Source organism: Salinilacustrithrix flava (genome assembly GCF_041228405.1).
Classification (GTDB): domain Bacteria; phylum Actinomycetota; class Acidimicrobiia; order Acidimicrobiales; family Salinilacustritrichaceae; genus Salinilacustrithrix; species Salinilacustrithrix flava.
Window position 1 is genome coordinate 2,735,394 of record NZ_CP133888.1, and the last position, 12,509, is coordinate 2,747,902.

13 protein-coding genes are annotated in these 12,509 nt (G+C 73.3%); 5 read left to right on the plus strand and 8 right to left on the minus strand.

What is annotated here, in order from left to right; all coding sequences use genetic code 11:
• Positions 1-27 precede the first annotated feature (27 nt).
• Both RGQ06_RS13425 and RGQ06_RS13430 read right to left on the minus strand, forming a co-directional pair.
• Complete coding sequence (locus RGQ06_RS13425; RefSeq protein WP_432428714.1) at positions 28-903, minus strand: glycosyltransferase family 2 protein; 876 nt, start codon at positions 901-903, stop codon at positions 28-30.
• Positions 900-1,979: a glycosyltransferase family 4 protein gene (locus tag RGQ06_RS13430; RefSeq protein WP_432428715.1), complete on the minus strand. Its 1,080-nt coding sequence runs from the start codon at positions 1,977-1,979 to the stop codon at positions 900-902. Before RGQ06_RS13430 ends, RGQ06_RS13425 begins: the two co-directional genes overlap by 4 nt.
• Before the next feature lie 38 nt (positions 1,980-2,017).
• Here RGQ06_RS13430 and RGQ06_RS13435 point away from each other — a divergent pair, with 38 nt between their 5' ends.
• Genes RGQ06_RS13435 through RGQ06_RS13455 form a run of 5 tightly spaced genes read left to right on the plus strand, consistent with a single transcriptional unit; the run spans position 2,018 to position 7,022 of the window.
• A complete protein-coding gene (locus RGQ06_RS13435) occupies positions 2,018-3,106 on the plus strand; it encodes a glycosyltransferase family 4 protein (RefSeq protein ID WP_432428716.1) in 1,089 nt (362 codons plus the stop codon).
• The gene (locus RGQ06_RS13440; protein ID WP_432428717.1) at positions 3,103-4,236 is read left to right on the plus strand and encodes a glycosyltransferase family 4 protein; all 1,134 of its coding nucleotides are present in this window, start codon (positions 3,103-3,105) and stop codon (positions 4,234-4,236) included. Before RGQ06_RS13435 ends, RGQ06_RS13440 begins: the two co-directional genes overlap by 4 nt.
• A 12-nt stretch (positions 4,237-4,248) precedes the next feature.
• Positions 4,249-5,109: a hypothetical protein gene (locus tag RGQ06_RS13445; RefSeq protein ID WP_432428718.1), complete on the plus strand. Its 861-nt coding sequence runs from the start codon at positions 4,249-4,251 to the stop codon at positions 5,107-5,109.
• Positions 5,106-6,098: a sugar phosphate nucleotidyltransferase gene (locus RGQ06_RS13450; protein ID WP_432428719.1), complete on the plus strand. Its 993-nt coding sequence runs from the start codon at positions 5,106-5,108 to the stop codon at positions 6,096-6,098. Before RGQ06_RS13445 ends, RGQ06_RS13450 begins: the two co-directional genes overlap by 4 nt.
• A 21-nt stretch (positions 6,099-6,119) precedes the next feature.
• Positions 6,120-7,022, plus strand: a complete 903-nt coding sequence (locus RGQ06_RS13455) for an NAD-dependent epimerase/dehydratase family protein (RefSeq protein WP_432428720.1) — start codon at positions 6,120-6,122, stop codon at positions 7,020-7,022.
• 10 nt (positions 7,023-7,032) lie between these two features.
• Here RGQ06_RS13455 and RGQ06_RS13460 read toward each other — a convergent pair whose 3' ends face one another.
• Genes RGQ06_RS13460 through RGQ06_RS13485 form a run of 6 tightly spaced genes read right to left on the minus strand, consistent with a single transcriptional unit; the run spans position 7,033 to position 12,486 of the window.
• Positions 7,033-7,746: a glycosyltransferase family 2 protein gene (locus tag RGQ06_RS13460; protein ID WP_432428721.1), complete on the minus strand. Its 714-nt coding sequence runs from the start codon at positions 7,744-7,746 to the stop codon at positions 7,033-7,035.
• Positions 7,743-8,480, minus strand: a complete 738-nt coding sequence (cofE, locus tag RGQ06_RS13465) for a coenzyme F420-0:L-glutamate ligase (RefSeq protein WP_432428722.1) — start codon at positions 8,478-8,480, stop codon at positions 7,743-7,745. The genes RGQ06_RS13460 and cofE overlap by 4 nt, the downstream gene beginning before the upstream one ends.
• The gene (cofD, locus tag RGQ06_RS13470) at positions 8,477-9,415 is read right to left on the minus strand and encodes a 2-phospho-L-lactate transferase (RefSeq protein WP_432428794.1); all 939 of its coding nucleotides are present in this window, start codon (positions 9,413-9,415) and stop codon (positions 8,477-8,479) included. The genes cofE and cofD overlap by 4 nt, the downstream gene beginning before the upstream one ends.
• Entirely contained in the window at positions 9,412-10,401 is a 990-nt protein-coding gene (gmd, locus tag RGQ06_RS13475) for a GDP-mannose 4,6-dehydratase (protein WP_432428723.1), read from the minus strand. The genes cofD and gmd overlap by 4 nt, the downstream gene beginning before the upstream one ends.
• Positions 10,398-11,345 carry a GDP-mannose 4,6-dehydratase gene (locus RGQ06_RS13480; RefSeq protein WP_432428724.1) on the minus strand — a complete coding sequence of 316 codons (948 nt, stop codon included), beginning with the start codon at positions 11,343-11,345 and terminating at the stop codon, positions 10,398-10,400. Before RGQ06_RS13480 ends, gmd begins: the two co-directional genes overlap by 4 nt.
• A 10-nt stretch (positions 11,346-11,355) precedes the next feature.
• A complete protein-coding gene (locus tag RGQ06_RS13485; RefSeq protein WP_432428725.1) occupies positions 11,356-12,486 on the minus strand; it encodes a glycosyltransferase family 4 protein in 1,131 nt (376 codons plus the stop codon).
• Positions 12,487-12,509 lie beyond the last annotated feature (23 nt).

Genomic DNA, 12,509 nt, shown 5'->3' on the forward strand with positions numbered 1-12,509 from the left:
ACGATCTGGCAGCGACCACGGAACGCATCAGCCCTTGCGGGCGTGGCCGGAATGCGCGGGCAGCCGTCGGCGCAGCAGCTTCATGCGGGCGAACAGCAGCGCGAAGCGGGCGGACAGGCCGAGGGCGACGATCGGCAGCTTCGCCGACCGCCAGCCGTGGGAGTGCTTGCGCACGTAGCGGAACAGGTTGGTGTGGTGCTGCCACAGCTGCTTGGTGGGCTTGCGGGTGCTGCCACCCCAGGCGTGCACCGCCTCGGCCCGGGGCTCGAACCACAGCTCCTTGCCGGCGTCCGCGAAGCGGCGGCACAGGTCGAGGTCCTCGACGTAGAAGAAGAACCGCTCGTCGAACATGCCGACGTCGCGGAAGTCCGCGGCCCGGATCAGCAGCACCGACGCCGACAGCCAGCCGACCCGGCTGGGCCGGTCCTCGGGGGCATCGGCGCAGACGTAGGCCCGGGTGCCGGGGTTCCCGGGCCAGAACACCCCGATCGTGGAGTGCATGGCGGCCTGGGTCCAGCTCGGGAAGATCCGCTTGGACGGCTGCACCGTGCCGTCGGGGTTGGCGACGAGCGGACCGACCGCGGCGGCGAGCGGGTGGGCCTCGAGCGTCGCCACCAGGCTCGACACGGCATCGGGGGCCAGGGTGGCGTCGGGGTTCACCAGCAGGATGGCCCCGTCGGCGTCCACGGTGCGCACGCCGAGGTTCACGCCGCCACCGAAGCCGACGTTGCGAGCCGATCGGACCAGGCGCACATCGTCCAGCGCAGCGAGCTGGTCGACGCTGCCGTCGCTCGACGCGTTGTCGACCACCACCAGCTCGACGGGGTGGTCGCTCGCCCGCAGCGAGTCGAGGCACTCGAAGATGTCGGGCGCGGAGTTGTAGTTGACGACGATGGCGGTCACGCGCACGCGCGCCTCCAGACCTCGACGGTTCGAGCGGCCGTGTCCTCCCAGGTGTAGCGGGCGGCGCGGGCCGGTCCGTCGACGCGCAGGCGGGCCGACTCCTCGCCGAGGGCGCGCCCGATGGCGGCCGCCAGCGCCTCGGCGTCGCCCGGCGCAACCGTCAGCGCGGCATCGCCGGCGACCTCCTCGGGCGCGGAGCCGGTGGTGGTGACGGTGGGCGTGCCGCAGGCCATGGCCTCGAGCACCGGGAGGCCGAAGCCCTCGGCCAGCGACGGGTAGGCGAAGGCGTCGGCGTGGCGGTACAGGTCGGCCTTGGTGTCCTCGCTGATCCAGCCCGTGCGCACGATGCGATCCCGCACGGGGGAGGCGGTGATCCGGTCGGTGATGGCCTCCGCGCCCCAGGCGTCGGGGCCGACCAGCACGAGGTGGTGGGGGACCTCACCGGCGAGCAGCTCGAACGCCCGGATGAGCGTCGGCACGTCCTTGCGGGGTTCGAGGGCGCCGACCCACAGCAGGTACGGCCCGTCGCAGATCGAGCGCACCTCGGCCGGCCGGTCGCCGGCGGCCGGGCGGTAGCGGTCGTGGTCCACGGCGAGGGGGACGGTGTGCGTGCGAGCCGGGTCGGCGCCGGCGTGCTCGATGGCCCCCTGGCGGGCGGACTCGGAGACGCAGATCACCTGATCGGCCCGGGCGATGCCGGCCGGGATGGCCCGCTGGAAGTACAGCCGCTTGCTGGTCTCGTGCACCTCGGGCATGGTCAGCATGGTGGCGTCGTGGAACGTCACGGTCGCCGGCACCCGCAGGCCGCGCGGCAGCGTGTAGTGCACGCCGTGGAAGACGTCGGGGGCCAGCCGGTTCACGCGCCGCCCGTCCAGGGCCAGCTCCACCGCGAGGCGCAGCGGGCGGGGCAGGTCGCGCGACACGTGCACTGGCGGTGGGAAGTCCGCCTCGTCGCTGGCCTTGGCCAGCACCTCGAGGTCGACCAGGCGGGCCGCGTGCTCGGCGAGGCGCAGCACGTACTGGGCCACGCCCAGGCGGTGGCCCGGCAGCGGCCGGGCGTCGAGCAGGACGCGCATGGGCGACGGAGTGTAGGTCGGGTGCGAGACTTGCCCCGATGCGCGTCGCGATACCGCTGGAGCAGTGCTGGGCCGAGGTGCCGGGTGGGACGGCGCGCACCATGATCGACCTCGCCGCAGCGCTGGATGCACGCCCGGAGGTCGACGTGGTGGGTGTCGCGGCCCGCCACAGCGGACCGCCGCCGCCCGCCTGGCGGCCCACGGTGCCGGTCCACCACCTGCCGCTGCCCCGGCGCCTGCTCCACGAGACGTGGCACGCGCTCCGCCGTCCCCGGATCGAGCGGGCGACCGGAGCCGTCGACGTCTGCCACGCCGTCGGGGGTGCCATCCCGGCGACGGCGGCGCCGCTGGTGGTGACGGTCCACGACCTCGCCTTCGTCCACTACCCCGAGCTGTTCAGCCGCCAGGGGCGGCGGTTCTTCCACCGAGCGCTCACCCTGACGCGAGCGCATGCCGCGCAGGTGCAGGTGCCGTCGCAGGCCACCCTCGAGGACTGCGTGGCGGCCGGCATCGAGCGCGACCGGCTGCGGCTCGTGCCGTGGGGGTGCACCGTCACCGACCCCAGCGCCGAAGACGTGGCCGAGGTCACCGCCCGCTTCGGCCTGCCGGGCCGCTACGTGGTCTGCGTGGGCACGCTCGAGCCCCGCAAGAACCTGCGCCGCCTGCTCCAGGCCTGGGCACGCCTTGCGCGCCACGACGTCGAGCTCGTGCTGATCGGGCCCGGCGGATGGGGGGAGGAGAGAGATCTGTCAACTTCGGCGCGGAACGTGACGATGACAGGGTTCGTGGATCTCCGGACCCGTGATGCCCTGTACCGAGGCGCGGTCGCGTCGTGCTACCCGAGCCTGTTCGAGGGCTTCGGGCTGCCGGTGCTCGAGTCCATGGCCCTGGGATGCCCGGTCGTGACGTCGGCCGGCACCTCGACCGCTGAGCTGGCCGCCGGGGGAGCGGCGCTCACCGTCGACCCCCTCGACGTGGACGCCATCGCCGGGGCGCTCGCCGACGTGCTCGACGACGCCGACCTCCGCGCCCGCCTGATCGAGGCCGGCTCGGCGCGCGCCGGTGAGCGCACGTGGGAGCGAGCCGCCGAGCTGGCCGTCGCCGGCTACCAGGAGGTCCTGGCATGACCCGGCTGCGCGTCGGCGTGAACCTGTGCCGGATCGATCCGGCCGAGCTCCACCACGCCGACCACGCCCTGCTCGACTCGCTCACGGCCGTCGGGGCCGAGCCGCCCGACGACATCGAGATCGTGCTGTTCGCCTCCCGGTCCCTGATCAAGGCCCGCCCCGCCCTGGCGGCCGCCTTCGAGACCCACACCTTCCCGTTCCCGCCGGCATCGGCGACCGTGCGGGTGGCCGCCGAGCACAGCTGGCTGCGGCTGGCCGTGCGCAGGGCCGGGCTCGACCTCCTCCACGACGCCGGCGGTACCGCCCCCGGCTCGGTCGACCTGCCCCGCATCCTGTCCGTGCACGACCTCACCCCGATCGAGCGACCCGGCGGCGTGGGTTGGCTCCGCGTGCTCTACCACCGCCGGATGGTCCCGCGCGCCGTCGCCCAGGCCGCGGCGGTGATCGTCCCGTCCGAGTTCGTCCGGGACCGGCTGGTCCAGACCCTGCACGCAGACGAGTCCCGGATCTCCGTCGTCCCCTGGCCGCTGCCACCCCACGGCGAGGCGGCGCCGATCGAGAACATCCGTGCCCGCCGCGGGATCATCGGCCAGATCGTGCTGCTGCCGGCGAGCACCAAGCCCCAGGAGGAGCACCTGGTCGCGGTGCGGGCGATGCGCCACCTGGCGGCGCGCCACAAGGAGACCACGCTCGTCCTGATCGGCGGGGAAGGCCCGGCCGAGCGCCAGGTCCAGGAGGCGATCCAGGAGCTGCACCTCGAGGAGCGGGTCGTCCGACTCGACGCGGTGTCCGAGGCCGTCCGTTCCGCGCTGTTCGAGCACGCAGCCGTCGTGGTGTACCCGGCCGTCTACGGCAGCTTCGCCCATCCTGTCCTCGAGGCGATGGCCTGCGGCGTGCCGGTCGTGGTGGCCGATGCCGGCGCCGCGCCCGAGCTGGTCGCCGACGCCGGCGCCGTCATCCCTCACGGGGACGACGCCCAGCTGGCCGTGGAGGTCCACCGTGTGCTCGAAGACCCCGAGTGGCGACGCTCGATGGTCGAGGCCGGGCTGGAGCGGGCCCGGGCCTACACCCCCCGGCGGACCGCCGAGGGGCTCCTCCTCGCTTACCGCTCGGTGACAGCTGCCCTGTAACGTCGTTTGGCTATGGGCAAGGCCTCCTCGAACAAGAAGGTTGCACGGGCCGCGAAGGCCGGTGGCGGCCGCGCTCGCGCTGCGGGCGAGCGGAACATCCTCTTCCCGGCGGCGCTGGCCGCCGTGGTGATCCTGGGCACGCTGCTCGTCGTGTACGCACGCGAGGAGCGCACCGCCGAGGCCCTCGAGGCGCCGCTGGCCTTCGAGGACCACTGGCACTCCGCCTACGGCATCTACGTCTGCGACACCTTCGTGCCCGATCTGCCCGAGTTCACCGCCCCGCAGAACGGCGGCAACCACACCCACGGTGACGGCCTGATCCACGTGCACCCGTTCTCCCCGGCCCGCGCCGGCGAGAACGCCACCCTCGTGAACTGGTTCCTCGACGCCGGCGCCGTGCTCGGCGGGGGCGACGAGCTCAGCGACGATCGCCTCGGCGTGCCCGGCGGCGAGACCTACGTCGAGGGCGAGGACTCCTGCGACGGGGTCGATGGCGACCCGATCGTGCAGGTCGCGGTGTGGGACTCCGCGCTCGCCGCCTCCGAGGGTGATGACCCCGACCGCGTCGTCACCGAGGACTTCGGCTCGATCCGCTTCGACGACGACGGCATGGCGTACACGATCGCCTTCGCGCCCGAGGGCGCAGAGCTGCCGGCGCCGCCGAGCCTCGAGGACCTGGCGAGCGTCGGCTCCGACCTCGGCGTCGACCCCGAGGACATCCCCGACGAGGCCGAGCTCGACGAGGACTTCGGCGAGCCGACCGGCGAGGACGAGCCCGCCGAGGGCGACCAGACCGAGGAGACCACCGAGGAGGAGGGTGCGGACGAGTCGACCACCTCGTCGACCCCCACCACGGCCGACGACGGCTCGTGAAGGCCGTCATCCTGGTCGGTGGCTTCGGCACCCGCCTCCGCCCCCTCACCCTGACCACGCCCAAGAACCTGCTGCCCGTCGGCCACGTGCCGATGGTCGAGCGGGTCATCGGCCAGCTGGCCCAGCACGGGGTGACCGAGGCGGTGCTGTCGCTCGGCTACAAGCCCGACACGTTCCTCGAGGCCTACCCCGACGGCACCTGCGCCGGCGTGGAGCTGCACTACGCGGTGGAGGACGAGCCCCTCGACACCGCGGGCGCCATCCGCTTCGCCGCCGGTGAGGCCGGCATCGACGAGCGCTTCGTCGTGGTCAACGGCGACGTCCTCACCGATCTCGACGTCACCCGGCTCATCCGCTTCCACGACGCCTCCGGCGCCGAGGCCACCATCGCCCTGCACACGGTCGAGGACCCGTCCCGCTACGGGGTGGTCGTCACCGACGTCGCCGGCCAGGTGGAGGCCTTCATCGAGAAGCCCCCCGCCGACGAGGCGCCCAGCAAGGCGATCAACGCCGGCACCTACGTGCTCGAGCCCAGCGTGCTCGGCCGCATCCCCGTCGGCCGCAAGGTGTCGGTCGAGCGGGAGACGTTCCCCGGCCTCGTCGAGGACGGCTCGCTCTACGCCCTCGACGGCAACGCCTACTGGCTGGACGCCGGCACGCCCGAGACCTACCTCCAGGCCAACCTCGACCTCCTGCCGGCCGAGGGCTCCAGCGTGCACCCGGAGGCCTTCGTGGCCGACTCGGCCCACGTGGAGCGCTCCGTGGTCGGGGCCCGGGCCAGCATCGGCGAGGACGCCACCCTCACCGAGGCCTTGGTGCTCGACGGCGCCACCGTCGAGGCCGGCGCACGCGTGCACCGCTCCATCGTCGGGGCCGGGGCCACGGTCCGGGCCGGCGCCGAGCTGCTCGACCTCACGGTGATCGGCGCCGACGTCGACATCGAGCCGTCGGCGCGCCTCACGGGCGAACGGGTCCCGGCGGACTCCTAGCCGGGCGACCGGGGGCTGGCAGTGGAGGTCCTCGTGACCGGCGGCGCCGGGTTCATCGGCTCCGCGCTGGTCGAGCGGCTCCTGGCCGAGGGTCACCACGTCGAGGTCGTCGACGACCTCACCACCGGCTCGCTCGCCAACCTGTCGGCGGCCCGCGAGCAGGCCCGCCACGAGGAGGCGGGGGCGCTGCGCATCCACCAGGCCGACGTCCACGACGACGGCCTGGCCGCCCTCGTCGAGCGCCGCCACCCCGAGGTCGTGATCCACCTCGCCGGCGCCACGGCCAAGGCGGCCCGACGGGCCACGACCCAGGTGGTGCACGAGGTCGCCGGCACCGTGCACGTGCTCGACGCCGCCGTGGCCGCAGGGGCTCGCAAGGTCGTCTGCGTGGCCGGCGCCCGCGCCCAGGCCGACGTCATCCGCGGCATCCCGGCACGTGCCGTGCACGAGTACCTGGCGGCGTACCAGGACCGCCACGGCCTGACCCACACCACCGTCGTGATGCCCACCGTCTACGGCCCGCGGCAGACCCCGGCCACCGAGTCCAGCGTCGTCGCCGTGTTCGTGCAGCGTGTCCTGGCCGGCCAGACCTGCGTGGTCCACGGCGACGGCACCCAGACCCGGGACCTGCTCTACGTCGACGACGCGGTCGACGCCCTCGTCCGGGCCATGGGGCACGCCGACGGGGCGACGGTGGAGGTCGGCACCGGAATCGCGACCACGGTGTCCGAGCTGCACGCGACGGTCGCCCGGGTCGCCGGCGTCGACTGCCCGGCGGTGCCGGGGGAGCGCCGGGCCCACGAGCCGGGCGAGGTCGTCACCGACCCCCGCCGCGCCGCCACACTGCTCGGGTGGGAGCCGTGGACGGGCCTGGAGGACGGGGTGGCCCAGACGATCGAGGCGGCCCGCTCAGCCGGGACCTAGGGGAGGGGGCCTAGCGGCGCAGGAGGCCGTACCTGGCGATGCAGACGATGGCCTGGACGCCGTCGCGCCAGCCGATCTTCTTGCCCTCCTCGTAGGTGCGGCCGTCGTAGGAGATGCCGACCTCGTAGAAGCGGGCGCCGCTGCGGGCCAGCTTGGCCGTGATCTCGGGTTCGAACCCGAAGCGGTCCTCCTCGATCACCACCGACTGGATCAGGTCGCGGCGGAAGGTCTTGTAGCAGGTCTCCATGTCGGTGAGGTTCAGGTTGGTCACCATGTTGGAGGCCAGCGTGAGCATCTTGTTCCCCACCGAGTGCCAGAAGTACAGCACCCGGTGCGACTCGCCGCCGGCGAAGCGCGAGCCGTAGACGACGTCGGCGCTCCCGTCGAGCAGCGGCTGGAGGAGCTTGGCGTACTCCGACGGGTCGTACTCGAGGTCCGCGTCCTGGATGACGACGAAGTCGGCCGAGGCGTGGGCGATGCCGGTGCGCAGGGCGGCGCCCTTGCCCTGGTTCACGCCGTGGCGGAGGGTGGTGACCCGCTCGTCGGTGATGGCATCGAGGATGGCGGCCGTGCCGTCGGTGGAGCAGTCGTCCACGACGACGAGCTGGGCGACCCAGGGTGAGGCCAGGACCGCCTCGATGGCATCCGCCACGGTGGCCTGCTCGTTGTAGGCGGGCATCACGACCGAGAGGCACGGGCGGGGGTCGTGGTGGAGGGGGATCACCGGAACAGGTCCTCGCTTGGGTGTCGGACGAGGTCGGCGACGCTGCCGTCGCCGAGCCAGGCGGGGTCGATGCCCCGGCACAGTGCCACAGGCACGCCCGAGGCCTTGCCGCAGACGAGGTCGGCGGCACCGGCCAGCTCGTCCACGATGCAGACCTCGGTGACCTGCAGCTCGCGCCCGAGCGAGTCGGTGGAGCCGCGCAGGTCGGCGATGGGTCGGATGCCGGCGCAGCCGATGGCGACGTCGGTGAGGCCTCGTCGCCACGGGCGTCCGAAGGTGTCGGACACGATGACGGCGACCTCGATGCCGAGGCGGTGGCGGATGGCGTCGCGGATCCGCCGGGCCGAGCGGTCGGAGTCCACCGGGAGCAGGGCGGCGTAGCCGGCCTCGATGTTGGACAGGTCCACGCCGGCGTTGGCGCACACGAACCCGTGCGACGTCTCGGCGATGATCAGATCGCCTCGGCGGCGCAGGATGCGGACCGACTCGCGCTCGACGATGGCCTTGTGGCCGCGCGGGTCGTCGGTGTCGATGGCCTCGATGCGGTCCTCGGCCTTGGACACGATCTTCTGCGTGACGACCAGGACGTCTCCGTCGAGCAGCGAGGTGGCCGGCTGCGCGTTGCAGGCGTCGGCGATGATGCCGGCGAGGTCGTCGCGCGGGTGGATCTCGCCGATGCCGTGCACCGGCAGGATGCGCAGCTCGCCCGGCGCCGGCGGCGGGGAGACCGTCATCGGGGCGACTCGGTGGCGGCCAGCACGGCGCGGGCCAGGCCGGCCGCGCGCTCGGCATCGGACATGACCGTGCCGGTGACGATGCAGGCCATCCCCTCGGCCTCCACCTCAGGGGCGCGGGCTGCGTCGGCGTCGTCGATGACGAGCGTGGCAGCGACGTCGCGGTAGAGGCGGGCGACGCCGACGACGCTCGGCTCGTGGCCGAGCTCGGTGAGCATGCGGTCGGCGGGCCCCTTGAGCGCGGCCCCGGCGATGATGGGCGACACGGCGACCACGCGGGACCGGTGCTCCACGAGGGCGTCGCGGATGCCGTCGACGGCCAGCAGCGGGCCGATGGACACGATCGGGTTCGACGGGGCGACGACGATGCGGTCGGCGTCGGCCAGCGCGTCGAGCACGCCGGGTGCGGGGCGAGCGCGCTCGGCCCCCTCGAAGCGGACGGCGGTGATCGGCACCGCGTGCTGGCGGCCGACGAAGTACTCCTGGAAGCTGAGGTCGCCGTGCTCGGTGGTGACGAAGGTGCGGAGCCGATCGTCGGTGACGGGCAGGAGCGTGCACTCGAGGTCCCAGGCCCGGGCGAGGTGGGCGGTGACCTCCGACAGCGGCTGGCCGGCCCGCAGCCGCTCGGTGCGCACGATGTGGGTGGCCAGGTCCTTGTCGCCGAGGTTGAACCACGACGGGTTCCCGTAGCGCTCGAACATCGTCATGGCGTGCCAGGTCTCGTCGCGCAGCCCCCAGCCCCGGTCCGGGTCGATGGCGTCGGCGAGGGTGTAGGTCACCGTGTCGATGTCCGGGCTGATGTGGAGCCCGTGCAGCTCGGTGTCGTCGGCGACGTTGACGATCGCGGTCACCGACGACGGGGGGACGACGGCGAGCAGGCCGCGCAGGAACCGCGCCGCCCCCACGCCCCCGCAGAGGACCGCTGTATCGCTCAGTGGGAGATGCCCTTCAGGTCGCCCTTGAGCAGCGCGATGTCGGCATCGACCATCATCGCCACCAGCTCGGGGAAGGACGTCTTGGGCTTCCAGCCCAGCTGCTTCTCGGCCTTGGTGGCGTCGCCGATGAGCAGGTCGACCTCGGCGGGGCGGTAGAACTTCTCGTCGATCACGACGTGGTCCTCGTAGTTCTTGCCCACGTGCTCGAAGGCGAGCTGCACGAGCTCGCGGACCTCGTGGGTCTCGCCGGTGGACACGACGTAGTCGTCGGGCTCGTCCTGCTGGAGCATGAGCCACATGGCCTCGACGTAGTCGCCGGCGAAGCCCCAGTCCCGCCGGGCGTCGAGGTTGCCGAGGCGCAGCTCGTCCTGCAGGCCGAGGGCGATCTTGGCCACGTTGTAGGAGACCTTGCGGGGCAGGAACTCGTGGCCGCGCCGGGGCGACTCGTGGTTGAAGAGGATGCCCGAGGAGGCGTGGAGGCCGTAGGACTCGCGGTAGTTGATCGTGATCCAGTGGCCGTAGACCTTGGCCACGCCGTAGGGGGAGCGGGGGTACAGGGGGGTGGCCTCGGTCTGGGGGACCTCCTGGACCTTGCCGAACATCTCCGACGACGACGCCTGGTAGAAGCGGATGCTCGGGTCGACGACCCGGATGGCGTCGAGGACGCGGGTGACGCCGAGGCCGGTGATCTCGCCGGTGAGGACCGGCTGGTCGAAGCTGGTCGGCACGAAGGACTGGGCGGCGAGGTTGTAGACCTCGACCGGCTGGTGGTCCTCGAGCAGCTTGATCATCGAGTACTGGTCGAGCAGGTCGCCGAAGGCGATCTCGATGTCCTCCTGCAGGTGGGCGATCCGCTCGAAGGTGACGGTGCTGGACCGGCGGGCGACGCCGACGACGTCGTAGCCCTTCTCGAGCAGCAGCTCGGCGAGGTACGAGCCGTCCTGGCCGGTGATGCCGGTGATGAGGGCCTTGGGGGTGGTGCTCATGCGCTGCTCCGTGGGGTGCTCTTGGGGTTGCCGTGGGTGGCGACGTCGGACCGCGCCCGGGCCCGGCACTCGTCGAGCAGGTCGCCGAGGGTGTCGGCGATCGAGAACGACGGGGACCAGCCGGTGGCGGCGTGGATCTTGGCGTTGGATCCCCGCAGCACGGGGATGTCGACCGGGCGGTACCGGTCGGGATCGGTGACCAGCTCCATCGGGCTGGTGGCCATGCCGACGAGGGTGTCGGCCAGCTCCTGGATGGCGATGTCGCGGCCCGAGCACACGCAGTACAGCTCGCCGGCCTCGGCCTGGTCCATCAGGAGCCGGTAGGCGCGGGCCACGTCGCGCACGTCGGTGAAGTCGCGCCGGGGGCTGAGGTTGCCGATCGGGATCTCGGTGTCGCCGGTGAGCTCGTTGCGGGCGATGGCCGTGGCCAGGGCGGGGGCGACGAAGCCGGGGGACTGCCCCGGACCGACGTGGTTGAACGCCCGCACCTGGATCGTCTCGAGGCCGTGGCCGAGCCACGCCTGGCGGGCGACCTGCTCGGCGGCGAGCTTCGAGGCGGCGTAGGGGCTGGTGGGCCGCACCGGTGAGTCCTCGTCGAGGGGGAGCTCGTCCTCGCTGACCGTGCCGTAGACGTCGGCGCTGGACACGAGCAGCACGCGCCGCACGTCGTGGGTCCGGGCCGCCTCGAGCAGGTAGAGGGTGGCGGTGGCGTTGGCGTCCCACGTGCCGACCGGGTCGCGCCAGGACTCGCCGACGTTGGCGGCACCGGCGAGGTGGTAGACGACCTCGGGCCGGTGGGCGCCGATCAGCCGGGCGGCGGTCTCGGGGTGCGTCAGGTCACCGTCGTCGCGGTCGATGCCGATGACGTCGTCACCGGACTCGCGCAGGTGCGCGCACAGGTGGGTGCCGGCGAAGCCGAGCGATCCGGTGACCAGCGCACGCATCCGGGCGAGTCTACGTGCGGACCCGGGGCCGGCCGGAACCTGCGGCCGCCGCCCGGTAGATGTCGACGATGCCGTCCACGCACGCCTCCCAGGAGTACCGCTCGCACCGCAGCCGGCCCCGCTCGATGGCCTGCGATCGCCAGGTCTCGTCCGTCCAGGCGCTGGCGATGGCGCCGGCCAGGGCGTCGACGTCGCCCACCGGGACGATCCCAGCCGCGTCGCCGGCCACCTCCTGCAGGGCGGGCACGGCGGTGGTCACCACCGGCACGTCGCAGGACATGGCCTCGAGCACGGGGATGCCGAAGCCCTCGTACACCGAGGGGTAGGCGAACACCCGGGCGCCGGCGTACAGGTGCCCGAGCTGGTCGTGGGGTACGTGGCCGAGCCGGCGGACGCGGTCGGGGTGGCCCATGGCGGCCAGCGCCTCGTCGAGGCGCTCGACCTGCCAGCCGTCGCCGCCCGCGTGGACGAGGACCAGGTCCGGGTGCTCGACGGCGAGCCGGTCGACCGCGGCGACCAGCGACGGCAGGTCCTTGCGGGGCTCCACCGTGCCGACCGCCAGCACGTAGCGCTCGACGCCGGCCAGGCGCCGGCCGGTGGCCGCGTCCCCCACCGGCGGGTCGAAGCCGTTGGGGACGGCGACGACGCGCTCGGCGTCGATGCCGAGCTCGGCCACGACCTCGTCCCGGACGGCCTCGGACACCGTGTGGATCCAGGCCCCCTCCGCCGCGGCCCGCCGGACGATGTCGGGGAAGCGGAGCGTGTCGGCGTGGCACAGCTCGGGGTGGCGGAGGGTGGTGAGGTCGTGCACGGTGGCCACCCGCGCCGCCCGCGCCGGGGGGACCACGAAGTTGGGGCCGTGGACCACGTCGGGTCGGCCCACCAGCAGGTCGATGCGCGGGGTGGAGCGCCGGCGCCAGCGGGCGTGCAGCGCCCGGGCCGGCAGGGGCGGGGTCCGCACGCGCACGCCCGGCGGCGTGACGTCTCGCATGCGCCTGCGCCCGGAGAGGCTCACCGGGAAGGCGGTGACCTCGACGTCGTCTCGGGTCGCGAGCCCGCGCAGCAGGGCGTCGGTGAAGACCCCCACGCCGGTGCGCACGTCGAGCAGCGGCGTGGCGTCGACGGCGACTCGGAGGGGCACGGTGGTCGAGCCTACGAAGGCGA